Source organism: Neisseria sp. HMSC061B04 (genome assembly GCF_001836705.1).
Classification (GTDB): Bacteria; Pseudomonadota; Gammaproteobacteria; order Burkholderiales; family Neisseriaceae; genus Neisseria.
In genome coordinates, this window is sequence record NZ_KV830189.1 from 82,981 (window position 1) to 101,975 (window position 18,995).

Annotated in this window: 16 protein-coding genes; 12 read left to right on the forward strand and 4 right to left on the reverse strand. The window is 53.0% G+C overall.

Going from position 1 to position 18,995, the window contains the following annotated elements; translation table 11 throughout:
- The first annotated feature begins 9 nt into the window (after window positions 1-9).
- Window positions 10-666, forward strand: coding sequence for a YdcF family protein (locus HMPREF2661_RS05070; RefSeq protein WP_070822596.1), 657 nt, complete (start codon window positions 10-12; stop codon window positions 664-666).
- A 70-nt stretch (window positions 667-736) separates the two neighbouring features.
- On the opposite strand, the gene HMPREF2661_RS05075 is transcribed toward HMPREF2661_RS05070, so the two are convergent.
- Together HMPREF2661_RS05075 and HMPREF2661_RS05080 are read right to left on the reverse strand one after the other, a co-directional pair.
- A complete protein-coding gene (locus HMPREF2661_RS05075) occupies window positions 737-988 on the reverse strand; it encodes a hypothetical protein (RefSeq protein WP_070461000.1) in 252 nt (83 codons plus the stop codon).
- Window positions 989-1,094: 106 nt separating this feature from the next.
- On the reverse strand, window positions 1,095-2,189 hold the full coding sequence (locus HMPREF2661_RS05080; protein WP_070822598.1) for an ABC transporter substrate-binding protein: 1,095 nt from the start codon (window positions 2,187-2,189) through the stop codon (window positions 1,095-1,097).
- A 159-nt stretch (window positions 2,190-2,348) separates the two neighbouring features.
- Between HMPREF2661_RS05080 and gltX the strand changes: the two genes are divergently transcribed.
- The 10 genes from gltX to HMPREF2661_RS11435 all read left to right on the forward strand — a co-directional run bounded on the left by gltX (window position 2,349) and on the right by HMPREF2661_RS11435 (window position 10,820).
- Complete coding sequence (gltX, locus tag HMPREF2661_RS05085; protein ID WP_070822600.1) at window positions 2,349-3,743, forward strand: glutamate--tRNA ligase; 1,395 nt, start codon at window positions 2,349-2,351, stop codon at window positions 3,741-3,743.
- 261 nt (window positions 3,744-4,004) lie between these two features.
- Window positions 4,005-4,343: a hypothetical protein gene (locus HMPREF2661_RS05090; RefSeq protein WP_004519158.1), complete on the forward strand. Its 339-nt coding sequence runs from the start codon at window positions 4,005-4,007 to the stop codon at window positions 4,341-4,343.
- Window positions 4,344-4,402: 59 nt separating this feature from the next.
- On the forward strand, window positions 4,403-4,738 hold the full coding sequence (locus HMPREF2661_RS05095) for a zinc ribbon domain-containing protein YjdM (protein WP_070814739.1): 336 nt from the start codon (window positions 4,403-4,405) through the stop codon (window positions 4,736-4,738).
- A gap of 216 nt (window positions 4,739-4,954) precedes the next feature.
- Window positions 4,955-7,264 carry a DNA helicase RecQ gene (gene recQ / locus HMPREF2661_RS05100; RefSeq protein WP_070822602.1) on the forward strand — a complete coding sequence of 770 codons (2,310 nt, stop codon included), beginning with the start codon at window positions 4,955-4,957 and terminating at the stop codon, window positions 7,262-7,264.
- Window positions 7,265-7,487: 223 nt separating this feature from the next.
- Window positions 7,488-7,937, forward strand: coding sequence for an HvfX family Cu-binding RiPP maturation protein (locus HMPREF2661_RS05105; protein WP_070822604.1), 450 nt, complete (start codon window positions 7,488-7,490; stop codon window positions 7,935-7,937).
- Window positions 7,938-8,035: 98 nt separating this feature from the next.
- Window positions 8,036-8,308 carry a hypothetical protein gene (locus HMPREF2661_RS05110; protein WP_049333024.1) on the forward strand — a complete coding sequence of 91 codons (273 nt, stop codon included), beginning with the start codon at window positions 8,036-8,038 and terminating at the stop codon, window positions 8,306-8,308.
- An 86-nt stretch (window positions 8,309-8,394) separates the two neighbouring features.
- Window positions 8,395-9,237, forward strand: a complete 843-nt coding sequence (locus HMPREF2661_RS05115) for an HvfB family MNIO-type RiPP peptide maturase (protein ID WP_049323685.1) — start codon at window positions 8,395-8,397, stop codon at window positions 9,235-9,237.
- The gene (locus HMPREF2661_RS05120) at window positions 9,227-9,913 is read left to right on the forward strand and encodes an HvfC family RiPP maturation protein (protein WP_070822606.1); all 687 of its coding nucleotides are present in this window, start codon (window positions 9,227-9,229) and stop codon (window positions 9,911-9,913) included. Before HMPREF2661_RS05115 ends, HMPREF2661_RS05120 begins: the two co-directional genes overlap by 11 nt.
- Window positions 9,914-10,055: 142 nt before the next feature.
- Window positions 10,056-10,634, forward strand: a complete 579-nt coding sequence (locus HMPREF2661_RS05125) for a sigma-70 family RNA polymerase sigma factor (RefSeq protein WP_070822608.1) — start codon at window positions 10,056-10,058, stop codon at window positions 10,632-10,634.
- A gap of 12 nt (window positions 10,635-10,646) precedes the next feature.
- Window positions 10,647-10,820, forward strand: coding sequence for an anti-sigma factor family protein (locus HMPREF2661_RS11435; protein WP_049323681.1), 174 nt, complete (start codon window positions 10,647-10,649; stop codon window positions 10,818-10,820).
- Window positions 10,821-11,059: 239 nt separating this feature from the next.
- Here HMPREF2661_RS11435 and HMPREF2661_RS05130 read toward each other — a convergent pair whose 3' ends face one another.
- Both HMPREF2661_RS05130 and HMPREF2661_RS05135 read right to left on the reverse strand, forming a co-directional pair.
- A complete protein-coding gene (locus tag HMPREF2661_RS05130) occupies window positions 11,060-15,208 on the reverse strand; it encodes a translocation/assembly module TamB domain-containing protein (protein ID WP_070822610.1) in 4,149 nt (1,382 codons plus the stop codon).
- Between the two features lie 78 nt (window positions 15,209-15,286).
- Window positions 15,287-17,128 carry an autotransporter assembly complex protein TamA gene (locus HMPREF2661_RS05135; protein ID WP_070822612.1) on the reverse strand — a complete coding sequence of 614 codons (1,842 nt, stop codon included), beginning with the start codon at window positions 17,126-17,128 and terminating at the stop codon, window positions 15,287-15,289.
- Window positions 17,129-17,577: 449 nt separating this feature from the next.
- Here HMPREF2661_RS05135 and sstT point away from each other — a divergent pair, with 449 nt between their 5' ends.
- Window positions 17,578-18,801 (forward strand): serine/threonine transporter SstT, encoded by a 1,224-nt coding sequence (gene sstT / locus HMPREF2661_RS05140; protein ID WP_049323676.1) that lies wholly within the window; start codon window positions 17,578-17,580, stop codon window positions 18,799-18,801.
- Window positions 18,802-18,995: the final 194 nt, after the last annotated feature.

Sequence of the window (18,995 nt, forward strand, 5' to 3'; positions counted from 1 at the left end):
CGTCTGAAGATGATTTCCCTGCTTAAAAGCCGCAACGGACTGCGATATTACCTGTTTCGCGGCCTTGCTTTGAGCGTTTTGCTGGTGTGCGGTATTTTTTTGAGCGGCACATGGCAGATTTACCGGACAGGTTCGCACACCTTGCCGAAGGACGCTCATGCCGATGCGGCGGTGGTATTGGGTGCGGCGGCGTGGGACAAACGCCCGTCGCCGGTATTCCGTGAGCGCATCAACCACGCCATCACGCTCTACCAAAGCCATCGGGTCGGCAAAATCATTTTCACCGGCGGTACACCCAAAAAAGGATTCATGACCGAAGCCGAAGTGGGGCGCCGATACGCGCTCAAGCAGGGCATACCGGCACACAATATCCTGTTTGAAAACACATCGCGCAACACTTACGAAAACCTGCGCAATATCGTTCCCATCATGCACGCCAACGGAGTCGGCAGCATTATCGTTGTCAGCGACCCGTATCATTTGGCGCGCGCCGAAGAAATGGCCGCCGATTTGGGCTTGTCAGATGCGCAGTTCTCCGCCACCCCGACCACGCGCTTTGACGAGCGCAGCAAGAAAGCCAAGTTTCTGATGCAGGAGAGCTATTCTTTGTTTCTCTACCGTATCGGCAAATGGAGCGATGCGGTTTGGAATTGGATAGGTGGTTGAGCTTTGGGCAAGCCATACAAAAGGCCGTCTAAAGCCTTTTAGGTTTCAGACGGCCTAAATGTATGCTTACTTATTGATATTGATTTGCAGCTGCACTGCCAAAAATGACTACAGCTACAGCCAGTACCAGATAGATGACAAACAGAATCAAGGCAGCCTTGAAATAATTGGCTTTATTCGGATTGGTGTTTGAGCCGAATGCCCATACAAACGTCATAACTATATTGACCAGCGGAATCATCAAAATCAAGTTTGTTATCAACCATTCTTTGACGCTTACAATTGGAGCCTGTTGATGGCCGATTTGGTTTTGTTCAGTCATATCTTGTCCAATACATTAAATAAAAAGAATAATAATTATACATAATAAAACCATATTGGTATAGCATACATATTCAGACGGCCTGAGCCTATGATTTTTGCAGCCGCTATTTCAATCGGATGTAAAATGTACCGTCCGGCACGACGGGCAGGTATTTGCGGTAGAAGTCCAGATAGGTCTTGTTTGGGTCTATGTCGGCAAACTGCTGCGGATACAGGGTTTTGGCGATAAATTGTGCGCTGGCCAAATCGGTGAGCGAGCGGGAGGCGGTGTGGTAGATGCCGTAAACGCGTTTGTTTTTGACGGCAGGAATGTCTGCCCAGCCTTTGCGTTTGACAAATCCGGCCAGGCGGCGTTGCGCATCGGCCTGGCTGATGCCTATGCCCATCGCCATAATGTCAGGCTTGTCTTTATGGCTGTTTTCCGTCCCCGAAATGACGATGACGTCGGGTTTGGCCGTCAGGAATTTTTCAGGGTTTACCGGTCCCCAGTTTTTAACGTAAGGTGCGGCGATATTGTTGCCGCCTGCTGTGTCGGCAATCGCGCCCCACATATCTTTGCCGAAGGTGTAGCTGTATTCGGACGGGCCTTTGTCGCCGAATTCGATATAGATTTTCGGTTTGGACTGCTTGGCGCGCGCGACGCGTTTTTGGATGTCGGCAATGCCTCGGGCGTATTCGGCGGCAATTTTTTGGGCGCGCGCCTGCGTACCGTTGAGTTCGCCGAAAATTTCCGCACTGCGCGTGTGCCGCGCGACGGTTTCGGCGTTGAAATCGACCACGACGACGGGTATGCCTGCCGCTTTAATGCGCGGCAGGTGGGTGGCGATGGCCTTATACTGCCAGTCGGCCAGAATCAATACGTCCGGCTTGAGCGCGAGCGTTTTCTCCAGTGAAAACGTGCCGGTGCTGATGTTGCCGATGTCCGCAATGTTTTGCAGGGTAGGCAGCTTCTGTTTGAACATCGCCCAGCTGCCGGGATTGAATTTCTCCCAAAACTCACGCGAAATGCCGATGACGTTTTTAAATTTGTCCGCGCCCGTTACCGCGATATAGTCGGGATAGTAAAACGCCAAAACCGCGCGTTTGACAGGGACATCGACTTTGACTTCGCGTCCCAATACGTCTTTGATAGTTTTGATTTCGGCTTGGGCAAAAAGGGGCAGGAGGGCGAGGGCGGTAAATAAAGCGCGTTTGTTCATGAGCGGATACTTTCAAAGAAATAATTATCATTTGTCTTGTTTTCGGGAGAAAAGTTCCCAAACGGTCCTTCTGCGCCGACATTATTTTCAGACGGCCTTACATTGTTTAAACCTTGCCGAAAAAGTAAAATAACCGTTTTAAAAGATTTTGGAGCCATCATGACCGTCAAAACCCGTTTCGCCCCCAGCCCCACCGGCTACCTGCACATCGGCGGCGTACGCACCGCCCTGTTCTCATGGGCGTTTGCCCGCCATCATAAAGGCGAGTTCCTATTGCGTATCGAAGACACCGACTTGGCGCGCTCTACTGCCGAATCCGTCAACATCATCCTCGACGGCATGAAATGGGTCGGCCTGGACTACGACAATGCCGACAACGTCGTTTACCAAACCCGCCGTTTCGACCGCTACAAAGAAGTCATCGTCGAACTTTTAGAAAAAGGCCATGCCTACTACTGCTATTGCAGCAAAGAAGAGTTGGAAGCCATGCGTGAGAAAGCCGAAAAAGAAGGCACGGCGACGTACGACCGCCGCTGGCGTCCGGAAGAAGGCAAAACCCTGCCCGAAATCCCGGCCGACGTGCAACCCGTCGTCCGTTTCAAAACGCCTTTGGACGGCGTCACCAAATGGACGGACTTGGTCAAAGGCGAAATCTCCATTCCCAACGAAGCGCTCGACGACCTGATTATCGCCCGCGCCGACGGCACGCCGACTTACAACTTCTGCGTCGTCGTGGACGACTACGACATGGGCGTTACCCACGTTATCCGCGGCGACGACCATGTGAACAACACCCCGAAACAAATCAACATCTTAAAAGCCATTGGCGCTACCCTGCCCGAATACGGCCACCTGCCGATGATTCTTAACGAACAAGGCAAAAAAATCTCCAAACGCAGCGGCGATACCGTTGCCATCACCGATTTCGGCGCGATGGGCATCCTGCCCGAAGCCATGCTCAACTATTTGGCACGCTTGGGCTGGGCACACGGCGACGACGAATTCTTCACAATGGAACAATTCATCGAATGGTTTGATTTGAAAGATGTTTCCCCATCTCCAAGCCGCATGGACTTGAAGAAACTCTACTGGATTAACGGCGAACACATCAAAATCACGCCTAACGACAAACTGGCTGAAATGGTAAAACCCCGCCTCGCCCTGCGCGATATCCACGAAACCAGTAAGCCCGCTTTGGAAGACGTGTTGGCATTGGTCAAAGACCGCGCCCAAGACCTGAACACCCTCGCCGACGAGTGCCTCTACTTCTACGTCAAACAAACGCCTGCCGAAGCAGACGTGCAGAAACACTGGGACGATGAAGCCGCCGCCCGTATGCTGCGCTTCGCCGAACGCCTCGAAGGGCTGGAAGACTGGAACGCCGAAGCCATCCACGACCTCTTCAAACCTTTCTGCGACGAAGAAGGCATCAAAATGGGCAAACTCGGTATGCCCCTACGCCTCGCTGTCTGCGGTACGGCAAAAACCCCAAGCGTCGATGCCGTATTGGCATTAATCGGCAAAGAAGAAGTGTTGAAACGGATCCGTTCGTAAGGCATGAATGATAAAAGGCCGTCTGAAAATTTTTCAGACGGCCTTTTATCATAAAACCAGAAAATAATGGAATCAGGCGGAGAATATGAGAAAATAATGCCTGCCTGTCGAAACAGATGATTGGATTAACTTTTATTAGTAGCCTGAATATAAAATAAGCCATCAAGAACAAAGACCAATAAGCCTATTATGTAAACTTGGCGGCTGAAAAATCAGCTCTGCGCTTTACTTTACAAATCAAACAACTTTAAAGGAAAACCCATGAAAAAAACCTTACTTGCCCTGATGATGTTATCTGCCGCCGCGGCGTATGCCGGTGAGGCAGAAGACCGTTTGCTGTCCGTCCAATCGGTTTACCGTGCCGCTTTGCATGAGCAAAACAGCAACGACAGCAAAATCATTTCCCTGCAAAGCGATTTGGAAAGCGCGCAGCGCCGTTTGCAGGCTGCGCAATCCGATATTGACCGTTTGAAAGGCGAAATTCAGACGGCCTTGGCTCAGAAAGAGCAGCAAAATGCCAAGCTGCAACAAGCCGGCCAGATGTTGGATGCGGCGTGGAATGCTGTTTACGGCGTAGGCGGCAGCAAGGCGAATCAATAATTTAGACATTGTATTATTTGCGTTTTACGCTTCTTTTATCATATTTATAAGGAAACCTCATGTCCCTACCTCCCTGCCCGAAATGCCACTCCGAATACACTTACGAAGACGGCGCCCAATACGTTTGCCCTGAGTGCGCCCATGAGTGGAACGAGGCCGATGCTGTGGCTGCAAGCGATGATGTATTGGAAGTCAAAGATGCCAACGGCGCGGTCTTGCAAGATGGCGATACGATTGTCTTGATTAAAGATTTGAAAGTCAAAAGCAGCTCTATGGTCATCAAGCAAGGCACCAAAGTCAAAGGCATCCGCCTGCAAGAGGGCGACCACAATATCGGTTGTAAAATCGATGGCAGCGCGATGAACTTGAAATCTGAGTTCGTCAAAAAAGCCTAAAGATTTTATCTTTGAAAGGCCGTCTGAAATCCGAAGATTAGGATTCAGACGGCCTTTATGCGGTTCATTCAAAATAAAACAAATCTTTATTTAAAATTAAATAAATTTAATGGAGTTGAATTTCAGGCCGTCTGAAAAAGCGACGGCAAAATGTTCCGCACATACGCGGGTGTAAAACCGTTAAAATAACGCTTTCCCCTATTCTACGGAACCATGATGCCTCAGCCGACCGCCAAACAGATTTTGCACGAAGTATTCGGTTATCCCGAATTTCGTGGTAAGCAGGAGGCTATCGTCTATGCTTTGGCCGGCGGCGAGAGTTTGATGGTGCTGATGCCGACGGGCGGGGGCAAGTCTTTGTGTTACCAGATTCCGGCGCTGATGCGCGAAGGCGTGGCGGTTGTCGTATCGCCGCTGATTGCGCTGATGAACGACCAAGTGGCCAGCCTGCATGTGGCCGGGATTGAAGCGGCGGCAGTCAACAGCAGCACATCGGCAGATGAGGCGCGCGAGATTGTCGACAAGCTTGCCCAAGGCCGTCTGAAACTGCTTTATGTTGCGCCGGAACGCTTGGTTACCGACCGCTTTTTGCGTTTTCTCGACCAACAAACCGTCAGCCTGTTTGCCATTGATGAGGCACATTGCGTCAGCCAATGGGGACACGATTTCCGCCCCGAATATCAACAGCTCGGCATGCTTGCCGAACGCTATCCGAACGTCCCGCGCATCGCCCTGACCGCTACCGCCGATGCGGCCACGCGCGCCGACATCAAGCATTATCTGCATTTGGACAATGCGCCCGAATTTATTTCCAGCTTTGACCGTCCGAATATTTATTATCAGGTTATCGAAAAAAATAATGGTAAAAAACAATTGCTGGATTTCATCCGCAAGCAGATGCATGGGCAAAGCGGCATTGTGTATTGCTTAAGCCGCAAAAAAGTCGAGGATGTGGCGCAGTTTTTGTGTGAAAACGGCTTGGAGGCGATTCCGTATCATGCCGGTTTGAGCATGGATGTGCGCGAGGAAAACCAACGCCGCTTTACGCATGAAGACAATATTATTGTGGTGGCGACCGTGGCGTTCGGTATGGGCATAGACAAACCCGACGTGCGCTTTGTCGCCCATCTCGATATGCCCCAGAGTGTCGAACATTTCTATCAAGAATCGGGGCGCGCCGGCCGGGACGGGCTGCCTGCCGTGAGCTGGCTGTGTTACGGCTTGAACGATTGGGTGTTGCTGCGCGAACGGATTGCCGAGGGCAGCAGCGACGAGGTGCAAAAGCAAATCGAAATGCAAAAACTCGATGCCATGCTTTCCGTCTGTGAAACCGCCGCCTGCCGCCGCGTACTGCTGCTCAAACATTTCGGCGAAGAATCCGAACCCTGCGGCCATTGCGACAACTGCCTGCATCCGCCCGTACGGTTTGACGGCACGGTGTTGGTGCAAAAATTACTCAGCTGCGTGTACCGCGCCGGACAACGTTTTGCCGCCGGTTACATCACCAACCTTTTGCGCGGTAAAAGCGACGATTGGATACAGCGCAACGGCCATGACAAGTTATCTACATTCGGCATCGGCAGCGAACAGACCGACAAAGAATGGCGCAGCGTCATCCGCCAGTGTATCAGCCTGGGCTATCTCACCGTCAATGTCGAGCAGCATCAAGCCCTGCAGCTGACCGAAGCGGCAAAAAAAGTCCTCAAGGGCGAAACCGAAGTCATGCTGCGCCCCCTGCGCCGCGAAAAAACGGCTACCCAAAAGCCGAAAGACGATTGGTTGCGTACCGAGCGCGAAGAGCGTTTGTGGCAGGCATTGCGCCAATGGCGGCAACAACGCGCCCGGGCAGAGGAAGTGCCGGCCTATGTGGTTTGCGGCGACAAAACCCTGCGCGATATTGTCGAAAAAATGCCCCGAAGTTTGGAAGATTTGCATCAAATCTACGGCTTGGGCGAGGCGAAAATCAATAAATTCGGTTTGGAGATACTCGACGTTTGCGAAACGGCCGAAGCCGGTACGGTTTCCACAGACAGTACACAAGTTATCCACAGCTTGGGCGGGCGCGAACAGGCCTTAAAACAGGCTTTGGAAACTTGGCGCGAGCAGCAGGCAAGTGCCGATAAAGTCACACTGGGAACGGTGTTCTCCAACGAAAGCATGGACGACTTGCTGACCAATACGCCTGCCGAACCCATCGATCTTTTAGGCGTGTATAAACTCGGCGAAAAACGCATCGAACAATACGGCGAGGGCATTTTAAACATCTGCCGCCCGTTTTCAGACGGCCTGAGCGAAGAGGACAAACGCAAACGCCGATTGATGCGCCGCCTGCTTCAGTGGAACATCGATACTGCCCGTCATGAAGGCCTCGAAGCCTATCAGATATGCAGCAAAGTCACCCTGCGCGCCATTGCCGCCCGACGGCCGCAGGATTTGGCAGAGCTGGCGGAAATCCACGGCATGAATGAGGAAAAAACCGACAAATATGGCGCGGAAATTGTCGAATTGTGCAAACAAGCGGATTAATGGATTGCGATTATCATCAAAGGCCGTCTGAAACCCAATCAAACATGGTGTTTCAGACGGCCTTTTTAAATTTTTAATCTTTATAAAACAATGAATAAGAAAATATCTTCATTTATTTTGTCAGTTTTTTAAAGCTGCCGCGTCTAAACAGGCATGAAAAATGGGATGGTGCCGATGGATTTTTCGTCTCAGCCCATTCGACACACATCGATTAGGAAAATAAATGAACACCTCATCCAACCCCTCTTGGCAGGCTGCTTTCGGTTTGTTGGCACTCAGGCTTTTTGCCGCGTATGAATTTCTTGAGTCCGGCCTGGAAAAATGGAACGGGGAAAACTGGTTTGCAGAAATAAACAGTCAATTTCCCTTTCCGTTCAATTTGTTGTCGGATACGGTCAACTGGAATTTGGCGATGTGGGCGGAACTGGTTTTGCCTGCGCTGCTCATCGTCGGCTTGGCAACACGGCTGTCCGCGCTGGGATTGATGATCGTAACGGCTGTCGCATGGTCTGCGGTACATGCCGGCTTAGGGTACAATGTGTGCGACAACGGTTATAAAATGGCACTGATTTATTTGGTGGTTTTATTTCCTGTTCTGTTACAGGGCGCTGGCCGTCTGTCTTTGGATGCACTGCTGAAGAAACGCTGTTGCCGCATCAAGCATTTTCTTTAAGGATTATCTTTAAGGATTAATGGTCGCGGGCCGACTTTAAATGCCCGATATTATCCCTTGATTTGTTTTAAAACCCATATTTTAAAAAGGAAGTTGAAATGAAAAAAAATGTAGCTGCTGCTCTGGCCGGTGCACTGTCCCTGTCTTTGGCTGCCGGTGTTGTTGCCGCTGATAAAGCCGCCAGCGACGTGGCCGTTGAGAAAACTGTTAAAGCTGCCGAAGGTACTTGCGGTGCGGCTGCCAAAGCCGGTGAAGGTTCTTGCGGCGCAGCCATGAAAAAAGCACACGCCAAAAAGGGCAAAGCATCTAAAGCCAAAGCTGCCAAAGTAGTAGAAGGCAAATGCGGCGAAGGTAAATGCGGTTCTAAATAATCCTGCAACATACCTTTAACAAAGTCGCATTTTACAAACGAAAATGCGACTTTGTCGTTCATACGGCACCATAACAGGACATCACCATGATTCAACATGCAGGCTTGGGCTACCGCCGCGACTTGGCGGAAGACTTCCTCTCGCTTTCAGACGACAGCCCGATACGCTTTATCGAAGCCGCCCCCGAAAATTGGCTGAAAATGGGCGGCAGGGCGCGCAAACAGTTTGACCGCGTGGCGGAACGGCTGCCGCTGGCATTGCACGGATTATCCATGTCGCTGGGCGGACAAGCCCCGCTGGATACTGCCTTGATAGACGGAATCAAAGAAATGATGCGCCGGTATGACTGCACGTTTTTTTCCGACCATTTGAGCTACTGCCACGACGGCGGTCATCTTTACGATTTGTTGCCGCTGCCTTTCACTGAAGAAATGGTGCAACATACCGCGCGGCGTATCCGCGAAGTGCAAGACCGGTTGGGCTGCCGTATTGCCGTAGAAAACACCTCCTACTACCTGCATTCTCCGCTTGCCGAAATGAACGAAGTCGAGTTCCTTAACGCGGTTGCACGCGAAGCCGACTGCGGCATTCATTTGGACGTGAACAATATTTACGTCAACGCCGTCAATCACGGACTGTTGTCGCCTGAAGCCTTTTTAGAAAATGTGGATGCAGGGCGCGTGTGTTACATCCACATCGCCGGACACGATGTCGAAACCCCTGAGCTTTTAATTGATACCCACGGCGCGGCGGTATTGCCGACCGTTTGGGATTTGCTCGAACTGGCCTATGCCAAGCTGCCGACGATTCCGCCCACCCTGTTGGAACGCGATTTCAATTTTCCGCCTTTTGCCGAACTCGAAGCCGAAGTCGCCAAAATTGCCGACTATCAAACGCGTGCCGGAAAGGAATACCGCCGTGCAGCCTGAAACTTCCGCCCAATATCAACACCGCTTTGCCCAAGCCATACGCGAAGGCAAAGCCGCAGACGGATTGCCGCAAGAGCGGTTGAATGTCTATATCCGCCTGATACGCAACAATATTCACAGCTTTATCGACCGCTGCTATACCGAAACGCTGCAATACTTTGATAGCGAAGAATGGGGCCGTCTGAAAGAGGGTTTCGTCCGCGACGCGCGCGCCCAAACGCCCTATTTTCAAGAAATCCCCGGCGAGTTTCTCCAATACTGCCAAAGCCTGCCGCTTTCAGACGACCTCTTGGCACTGATGGACTTTGAACACACCCAGCTGCTCGCCGAAACCGCTCAAATCGACAGCCAAGCCTCGTCCGCCGATTCAGATGATTTGGCGCACACCCTTTCTTCCGCCGCCTTTGTGCGCCGTTATCAGTATGACGTGACGGATGAATTGCATGAGGCGGAAACCGCTGTTTTGGTGTGGCGCGATAAGGAAGACGACGTGATGTACCAAACCCTCGACGGTTTCGACGCATTATTGCTGGAAACGCTGGCAGAGACGCCCACTTCCCTAAACGGCCTGCAAACCATGCTGGCAGAGTTCATGCCGTCTGAAAACGTTTGGCAGGACACATTAAGGCAAAAATGGACAGAATGGCTGGAACAAGGCATTTTGGTTGCGGCATAAATCAAGGCCGTCTGAAACGGGCGCAGTCGGTTTCAGTAAAACAAAAATACTACTGAAATCGTTTATAGATTCAATCGCATGCTCTTGCCGTATCAGCGTAAAATCAGAAGCATATTGATCATTCATTTCATACTGATACATTATGGCCCTACCCGAACTGACCAATGCCGAGCTTGCCGAATCCCGCAAACTGCTGCTGCGCTTTGCCCATATCCAGCTGCCCGACCGCCCCGATTTGGCGGAAGACCTTGTGCAGGAAACCATGCTTTCCGCCTACCGCGCGGCCGAAGGTTTCAAAGGAGATGCACAAGTGAGTAGCTGGCTGTTTGCAATCTTAAAAAACAAAATTACCGACTGCCTGCGCCAAATCGGGCGGCAACGCCAAGTTTTCGTCACGCGCGACGAGGAAGCCTTGGATGAAGCTTTTGAAGGACATTTTGCCGCCGACGGGCATTGGACGGATGAAGGACAACCTCAGGGTTGGGACTCGCCCGAAGCCAGTTTGAACAATAAAGAGTTCTATCAAGTTTTGCAGACCTGCCTCTACCACCTGCCGGAAAACACCGCCCGCGTGTTTACCATGAAAGAGATTCTTGGTTTTTCAAGCGATGAAATCCGCGAACAATGCGGCATCAGCCATGCCAACTACCACACCATCATGCACCGCGCGCGCGAAACCTTGCGCCAGTGCCTGCAAATCAAATGGTTCTCCCATGTCTGACAGGAAAATGCCATGAAAAAATGCCGCAAAATAACCGATCTGATTTCCAAACAGCAAGACCAAGTGCGTCTCAGTCTTTTTAACCGCATTGCCCTTGCCGTGCACCTGTCGCTCTGTCCCCGTTGCCGCGAATATAAGAAACAGCTCGAATTAATCAGCAACGCCATGCACAAGATGTTTCGATGATTCAAAAAAGGCCGTCTGAAACCTACCCCTGTCAGTTTCAGACGGCCTTTTTGTGTCCGCTTGATTTATCGCTAATCTTGAATAAGCCGTGGCTGGCCGCTCATTTTTTTAGTTGCCTTTATTTTCAAACTTGCGCCGTTGGCCTTTGTCTTTTGAGGCATGGGAGAAAGATTCTAATACGGTAGAACAAGATAAAGGCCGTCTGAAAGATGAATTTCAGACGGCCTTTTTCACGGCTTTTAGTGTTGTTCTTCCGGCTCGGGTTCGTCTTTGCCGAACCAGTTGTCAAAGCGGATGGTGTATTTCAATTCGCCGCCGGATGAGCGTGTGCCGATGCGGGCAATGGCTTGGATGGCGCGGGTCAGTTGGTACACGAGTTTGACGGATTGTTCGGCGCTGGAGATGCCATATTCGTAACCTACGTAGAGGTTGTTGGTGAGCTGTTTGCCGACGGTCAGGACTTGTTCGGCAGGGTTGAGCTCGCCGGTTTGGGCGTTGCGGCTGCGTTTGCTGGTAAAGCCCAAATCATCGACAAGGCCGATGCGGTCGTTGACTTGGCCGGCAAGCAATGCGCTGGCGGCGGCGGAGAGTGTGGCGTTGTCGCCGTCGCTGCCGCTGCTGGCACGGTTGAGGATGAGCCAGGAGAGTTTGTCTTTTTCGCTCATGGCTTCTTTGGCAACCAAGGTCACGCGCGGATTGCTGAGGCTGCCGAGGACTTCGACACCTGCGCCGACCGGGGAGAGACGGCGTTCGGCACGGATGTTGAGGTTCGGATCGGTCAGCGGGCCGACAAAGGAAACCGAGCCTTTGGTGATGTCAAGGTCTTGACCGTAGGCTTTGTAGCGGCCTTTGACAACGCGCACGGTACCGACGCCTTGGACGGCTTCGCCGGGGCGGGACGTGATGGTCAGTTTGCCGCCGATGGTAACGTCTGCGCCGTAGCCGACAAAGCGGACATTGTCGTTGATGTTCAAGACAAGGTTCAGATTAATCGGCGTGGTGGCCGTTGCTTCTTTTTTGGTTTCGCCCAGTACAACCACGTCGTCATCGAGGGTCGGCATGGAGGATTTTTGCGAACCAAACCTGCCGTAGTCGGTGTTGAGCGTGCCGTTGAGCGATACGCCTTTTTCCGGATTGTAGAGGACTTTGGCCGCGCCGGAGAGCTGCAGTTGGCGGTTTGGACGCGAGAGGGTGCGGTATTTGTCGAAGACGATGTCCACGTCGACATCGGGGTTGGCGTTGGCAAGGTTGACCGCGCCTTTGAGCTCAATCGTGCCGCCACGGTGGAATTTGAGGCTGTCGATTACCCATTTTTGACCCTGCAGGCGCGAACGCAATACGCCGTTGTCGAGAATCAGGCCTTGGGTTTGATGGCGGTAATAGAGGTTGTCGCCGTTAATCTGGCCGCTCAGTTGCGGATCGTTCAGACGGCCTGCCAAGTTGACGGCGGCGTTCAGACGGCCTTTGAGGGTTTGGCCGACGGGCAGGAAGTTGCGGAAGACTTCGAGGTTGGCGACGTTCAGGTTGAGTTTGCCGCTCAGGGGGGCGGTGTCGAAGCTGCTGCCCTGACCGATGTTGACGGTACCGTCGGCCCGGCCGTAATTGGTTTGGAGGTCGAGGTTGCTGTTGACGGTAGGCGAACCGAGTCGGCCGCCGATGGTGGCGGTCGCGTTCAGACGGCCTGCAATGCCTTGGGCTGTCGCCGGCATAAAGGATTTGAGCGAGCCCAAATCGGGAACGCTGATATTGACCTTGCCGCTGACGGGGGCGTTGTTGATGTTGTTGCCGAACTGTTGGGCGATGCCGAGCGTGCCGTCAACTTTGCCGAAGCGGGTGTTGCCTTCCAGCGTGCTGTCGATGCGGCCGTTTTGGAAACGGGTGCGCAGGGCGAGTGCGGAAAGTCCCAAAGGCTGTTTGTTTTTCGGATCTTTGCCCGGCAGGATAATGTCGCCGCTTTGTCGGCTGATGTTGAGGAAGCCGCGCGCGTTTTGACTGTACGCCAAATCCCAGTCGCCGCCCAAGACGAGGTTGTGTTCGATGGGCGGGGTGTAGAAGTTGTGCAACTCGGTAATGTGCAGATTTTGTGCGCTGCCTTTGCTGGTAATGCCGGCTTTTTTGTCCCAAACGAAATTTTGCAGGTTGAGGCTGCCGCCCATGGCCGCCCAGCGTGCGCTGCTGAGGGAGACACGTTCACTGCCGGCTTCGAGGTTGAGGCGGTTTTGCAGTTTGAGGTTGAACGCGCCGCTGATGTCGAGCGTGTCAACCGTGCCTTTCCATTGGGTTTGGTCTTTGTTGAGGCCGCCGGTGGCATCGAGGTCGAGCTTGTAGCGTTTGTTGTCCACCGCCATGTTGCTGTTGCCGCGGATATGGTGGTGCGAACCGGTGCCGCTGATGAGCAGGTTGACGTTGTCGATCATGGCCGCGCCGCCGGAGACGGCGATGTGTTCGCCTTTGATGTCGGCACTCAGCGGACGGTTGGTGTCGGGCGAACCTTTGAGCTTGAAGTCGAGGGTGCGGATGTTGACGGCATCGGCGACTTTGAAGTTGCGCGCTTCGCCGTTCAAATCGGCTTCAAGGGTTTTGAGGCCGTCTGAAAAGCTGCCGGAGATATAGCCGCGCGCGTTGAGCAGGCCGCCCAAGCCGAAGCCGAAACGCGACAAATCGGGGGCAGTAATGTTGAGGTTGAGGCGGTCGCCTTTTTTGCCGAAGCTGCCGTTGGTTTTGATGACGTTGCTGCCGAGGGTCAGGTCGGTCAGGGCGCGCGAGAGGTGTTTGTTTTCATAGGCGACGTCGGCTTTGCCGCTGAGCGGAACGCCGTTGAGCGTACTCGGTGCGAACTGCATTTTGCCGGCGAATTTCTCTTGCGCCAGTATGCCGGTCAAGTTGATGTTGCCGTTGACGCTGCCTTGCGGAAGCTGCGGATCGATGCGCGCAGGGTTGAAGGCTTTGCTGACGATGTCCAGTTGCAGTTTGCGGTCTTTGAAGAGTTCGAGCGAGCCTTTGGCGTTGAGTTCGCCGCCGTTTTGCGGAACCAGGCGGACTTTGTCGAGCTTGAGCGTACGCTGGCCGAGCTGTTTGTCGGTTTGGAAAAACAGCATGCCGTCTGTACGCGCAAATCCGCTGTCGAGATTCCAGTTGACGACGGGGGAGGAGGTTTCGCCTTTGACGTCGATGCTGCCGTTCAGACGGCCTGCGATGTTTTGACGGACAAAGTCGTCCGCGCCGGTATTGTTGATGCCCAGTGCGAGTTTGAGCTGGTCTTGGGCGGTGTCGATAGTGCCGGATACGTCGATGCTGCCGTCTTTGAGCAGGCCGACGCCGATGTCTTCGATTTTGACCGTGCCTTTGTCGTCGATGATGAATTCGCCGAGGATGCGTTTGACGGGGATATGGTTTTCATCGGCAAAACCGGCCTGGTTGTTTTCCAAGTCTATCGAGCCTTCCAGCGCAACGCCGTCTGTAAAGGACGGAATGGTGGTGGCGTCGAAATTCAGACGTGCTTTGGGCAGGGTGGGCAGGAAGGCCTGCGGATTGATGTTGGAACCTTTAACCAGGATTTCGCCGACGGTTTCGTTGAGGCTGTCGGCGAATGGGTGGATGGTGGATTTGGCAGACAAATGAACGTTGTCGCCGTCGAGCAGCAGGTCGGTGTACACGTCTTGCAGGCTGCCCCACAGGCGCACCGTGCCGTGTATGGTTTCGCCCTCAAGCTGGCCTTTGGTGTAGATGGCGGTATTGAGGACGTAAGGTTTGTTCAAACCGAGCACCACCGCGCCTGTCGAGCTGCTCCAGGGTGTATCGGCGGTTTTGATGTGGAGGCGGTGTTCTTTTTTGTCGTAATGATAGGCCGCGTGCAGATGGTCGAGATAGACGGTCTGCTTGTCAAAACGCTTGCCCACGCTGATTTTGCCGGTTTCCAAACGGTCGAGATAGGCGGTAACGGGCAGGTCTATGCTGTCTGGCAGGCCTTTTGACGGCTCTTCTTCTTTGGGCGGCGTGCGCTTGGTCACGATGGCGATGTCGCCGGCCACGACTTCGGTAATATGCAAAGACGGACGGAACAGCTCGGACAGTTTCCAATCAAAACGGAAGCTGCTGATTTTGATGTCCGCACCTTCTGTTTCAATCAACCATTTATCGCCTTCAAAACCTTCAATCAGCGTGCCTTTCAGTGTGTCCGAAGAGATTTTGACGCCGAACCATGACGGAATTTTGTACAAACCGAAACGCAAACCCGATTCCGTACCGACCAGCCAGCCGATCGCGCCGGCGGAAACGGTCAATACGCCCAAGGCGGACAGGACAAAGCCGCGCAACAGACGTTTTTTGCGCTTTGGCGGGGCGGGCTGTTGTTCAGACGGCGTGGAAGTGTTTGCAGTATCGGTCATGATATTTTTCTGTTTGTCTGTTGTTCAGACGGCCTGGAATGGCTGAGGCCGTCTGAAAAAATGGATGGTGTATGTTTGTTAAAACCTTGTGCCTAAGCTGATGTGCCAGCGGATTTTTTTGTCGTGGTGGCCGTAGGCAATGTCGAAGGAGAACGGCGCAACCGGGCTGAACCAGCGCACGCCCAAGCCGGTACCGTGTTTTAAGGTCATGTGTTTGAAGTTGCTTGCCGCATCGCCGACATCATGGAAGATGGCACCGGAGAAGCTTTTGGTAACCGGGAATTGATATTCGAGGCTGCCGACCACCAAGGCGCGTTGCGGCAGGACGGAGCCGTTGGGGCCGGCCAAACCGATGCTGTCGAGTTCGTAACCGCGTACGGAAGTCGCGCCGCCGGTGCGGAACATCAGGCTGGAAGGCACTTCTTCGCCTTCGCGGGCATAAACGTAGCCGGCCTGTCCGCGTACGATGAACGTACCGAGTTTTTTGTTTTCAGGCGTGAAGAAATAGCCTGCGCGTGCTGTAGCGCGCGCCATTTGGGTGGAGGAGAGGAATTTGCCCAAGGTCAAGCCGATTTTGCCGTCGAGGTAGTAGCCGTTTTGAGGATGCAGCTCGGTTTCGATGCTTTGCCGTTTCCATGAGGCGGTCAGCATGGTAGCATGGCTTCGGCCCAAATCGTAGCTGGTGTCGGGGACTTTGCGGTCTTCAGTAATGAATTCTAGGCCGAAGCGGGCATCGATATTGTTACGGTCGCGGACATACCAAATGCCGCTGGACAGGGCGCGTTTTTCAAGGTTTTGCGTGGTCGAGCGGTTGTAGGAAACGTTGCTTGTCCAGTAGTTGCCGCGGTTGTTGCGCGGCTGGCTGATACCGGCGGCCAGCGTGGTTTCGTATTTGTCCATGTCCCAAACGACCGAACCGATGTAGCCTTTGTTGAAGAGGTTGTAATAGTCGTAGGCGATGCGGCCGCCGATTCCGTATTCGGAGTCGTAGCGGATACCGGTTTCCAGTTTGTGGCGTTTGACTTCGGTCACGTTGATTTTGACGGGGACGCGGTCGCCTTGCAGTTGGTCGAAGTCGGCCTGTACGGACGCGCCGGAATAGTGGCCGTTTTGCTCGAGCGCCTGTTGCAGGTCGAGGATTTTGTCCAAGTCGTAAGGCGAACCGGGTTGGAAGCGCGCCATGCCGGAAACCACGCTTTCAGGGTAGCGGCGCGTGCCGGTGATTTGGAACTCGCCAAAGTAAATCGGGCGGTTGCTCTCCACGATGACGTTTAAGTCGGCCTTTTGGGTATTGGGATTGATGGTGGCCTGGGTGGTGGTGAGTTTCGCCAAAGGGTATTTTTTGCGCGTTACCGCGCTGAGGACGGAGGTTTTACTCGCATTCCAGCCGTCTTGATCGAAGTTTTCGCCAATGGGCTGCTGCCAGTTTTCCATCGCATTTTGGTAGTACCCGGCCAGGTTTTCATCATTCAATACGTCGCCGAGGATGGCCACGCTGACGTTGTCGATTTTGGTGCGCGGGCCGGGGGTAACGTTGACGGTGTAGCTTTCACCGTGGTCTTGAATACTGACGTTGCTGTTGAAGTAGCCTTTGGTCCGGAGCATGGTTTTGACGTTGTCGGGCGCCTCTTCGGCGAGGAAGCCGACCTGCTCTTTGTCCAGTTCTTCGTCCTGCTGCTGGGTAATCAGCGGCAGGTATTCTTCAAGCATTTCTTTGACTTCGCTGTCTTGAGTGTCGATTTTGACGGGGAATTTGGGCTTGAGTTTGCCTGTTTGGTCGTCTTTGGGCTGCTTGGGCATTTCGGATTCGGGGACGGCCTCGTAGTCTTCCGCTTTGGGAACGGAAGTCTCTACTGCCAACGCGTGTCCGTAGGCAAGCGCCAATGATGCGAATAAAACAGGGTAGGTCAGTTTGGTCATGATGTGTGTTCGACAGCGACAATTCTTCAGTTTGGGGATTTTAACATTATTTCTGCAAGCTTTCAGACTATGGTTATAAACGGAAATTTAGCGCGATAATGTTGCCAAATGCGACTTAAGGGAAGATTTTGGTTTGTTTCTATCTGATTGTAATATTTATGTTTTTGTATTTTGACTGATGAAGTTGCCTTTGTGTTCGGCCTTATGGTGCAGGTTTCAGGCCGTCTGAAATCAAGATACAGAGGGATAAGGCAACGGTATGGGTATGCTTTTAAGCAGGTCTTGCATAAGTTTGGCTGTATTTTTGGTATAAAGAACCAAATGTGTTATAAATGCTAAAATTTAATGCTGTTTTTGTGAGGTGTGCATGAAAACCTCGCCGACAAATGATTTTTTATTTTAGAATGTAAGACTTTTTTAACATATCTTTAAATTGTGAAGGAACAGATATGGCAAGTGGCAATCCACTGCTGAACGCAGTCAACCGTATCGGACTCGTACCGCAAATTATCATCGGTTTAATGTTGGGCGTATTGGTCGGTACCATCTCCCCGAAAGCAGGCATGAACGTCGGGCTGCTCGGCGAATTGTTCGTCGGCGCATTGAAAGCCGTCGCCCCCGTATTGGTGTTTGTCTTGGTAACCGCCGCGCTGGTGCAATACCGCAAAGGCGGCGAAGCCAAAATCAAACCCATCATTATTCTGTATCTCGTCGGCACATTTGCCGCCGCCGCAGTCGCCGTTGCCGCCAGTATGGCATTCCCGACCGCACTGGTGTTTAAAGACGTAGCTGCCTCCACCCTCGCACCGCCCTCCGGCATCGTCCAAGTCCTCAAAGAGCTTTTGATGAAGCTCGTGTCCAACCCGATTAACGCCATCGTGCAAGCCAACTACATCGGCATTCTTGCATGGGCATTGGTTTTAGGCTCCGCATTGCGCCACCACGGCTCCGACACCACCCGCCAAGTCGTCTCCGACCTCTCCGAAGCCGTTACCACCGTCGTGCAATGGGTTATCCGCTTCGCCCCCTTGGGCATTTTCGGATTGGTCTCCCAAACCGTCGCCGAAACCGGCTTTGCCGCCTTCCTCAGCTACGGACGCCTGCTGGCAGTCCTGCTCGGCAGCATGGCATTCATCGCCCTTGTCGTGAACCCGCTCATCGTCTGGTCGCAAACCCGCAAAAACCCTTACGGACTCGTCTTCACCTGCCTGCGCGAAAGCGGACTCTACGCCTTCTTCACTCGCTCCTCCGCCGCCAACATCCCCGTCAACATGGCATTGGCGAAGAAACTCGGCTTACATGAAGACACCTACTCCGTCTCCATCCCTCTGGGCGCAACCATCAACATGGCAGGCGCAGCGATTACCATCACCGTCTTAGCCATGGCGGCCGCCTACACCAAAGGCATCGTCGTCGATTACCCAACCGCCCTGCTCCTGAGCCTCGTCGCCACCGTCGGCGCATGCGGCGCATCCGGCGTTGCCGGCGGCTCGCTGCTGCTGATCCCCGTCGCCTGCAGCCTCTTGGGCATCGACAACGACTTCGCCATGCGCGTCGTCGGCGTCGGCATGATTATCGGCGTGATTCAAGACTCTGCTGAAACGGCGTTGAACTCTTCCACCGACGTTTTGTTTACTGCCGCTGCCGATTTGGGCCGCCAACGTAAAGAGTAGTTTTTAGGGTTAAGCCCAATCCGGCAAAGGCCGTCTGAAAAGTTTCAGACGGCCTTTGTTTTGGGCAAAGAAAAGGGATTTTTAGATGGCCAAATCGATAGATTGGTTTGGTCGGACTGACGGTATCTGCTGTCATCAGTCGGATTTTTACCGTAAAATACAGTCTTGAATGTATTTGAGTTATCCTTTTCAGA

Bases quoted from the DNA above. Each gene is read 5' to 3' on its own strand.
- HMPREF2661_RS05070 (WP_070822596.1), top strand. From the start codon at position 10: ATGATTTCCCTGCTTAAAAGCCGCAACGGACTGCGATATTACCTGTTT.
- HMPREF2661_RS05075 (WP_070461000.1), bottom strand. From the start codon at position 988: ATGACTGAACAAAACCAAATCGGCCATCAACAGGCTCCAATTGTAAGC.
- HMPREF2661_RS05080 (WP_070822598.1), bottom strand. From the start codon at position 2,189: ATGAACAAACGCGCTTTATTTACCGCCCTCGCCCTCCTGCCCCTTTTT.
- gltX (WP_070822600.1), top strand. From the start codon at position 2,349: ATGACCGTCAAAACCCGTTTCGCCCCCAGCCCCACCGGCTACCTGCAC.
- HMPREF2661_RS05090 (WP_004519158.1), top strand. From the start codon at position 4,005: ATGAAAAAAACCTTACTTGCCCTGATGATGTTATCTGCCGCCGCGGCG.
- HMPREF2661_RS05095 (WP_070814739.1), top strand. From the start codon at position 4,403: ATGTCCCTACCTCCCTGCCCGAAATGCCACTCCGAATACACTTACGAA.
- recQ (WP_070822602.1), top strand. From the start codon at position 4,955: ATGCCTCAGCCGACCGCCAAACAGATTTTGCACGAAGTATTCGGTTAT.
- HMPREF2661_RS05105 (WP_070822604.1), top strand. From the start codon at position 7,488: ATGAACACCTCATCCAACCCCTCTTGGCAGGCTGCTTTCGGTTTGTTG.
- HMPREF2661_RS05110 (WP_049333024.1), top strand. From the start codon at position 8,036: ATGAAAAAAAATGTAGCTGCTGCTCTGGCCGGTGCACTGTCCCTGTCT.
- HMPREF2661_RS05115 (WP_049323685.1), top strand. From the start codon at position 8,395: ATGATTCAACATGCAGGCTTGGGCTACCGCCGCGACTTGGCGGAAGAC.
- HMPREF2661_RS05125 (WP_070822608.1), top strand. From the start codon at position 10,056: ATGGCCCTACCCGAACTGACCAATGCCGAGCTTGCCGAATCCCGCAAA.
- HMPREF2661_RS11435 (WP_049323681.1), top strand. From the start codon at position 10,647: ATGAAAAAATGCCGCAAAATAACCGATCTGATTTCCAAACAGCAAGAC.
- HMPREF2661_RS05130 (WP_070822610.1), bottom strand. From the start codon at position 15,208: ATGACCGATACTGCAAACACTTCCACGCCGTCTGAACAACAGCCCGCC.
- HMPREF2661_RS05135 (WP_070822612.1), bottom strand. From the start codon at position 17,128: ATGACCAAACTGACCTACCCTGTTTTATTCGCATCATTGGCGCTTGCC.
- sstT (WP_049323676.1), top strand. From the start codon at position 17,578: ATGGCAAGTGGCAATCCACTGCTGAACGCAGTCAACCGTATCGGACTC.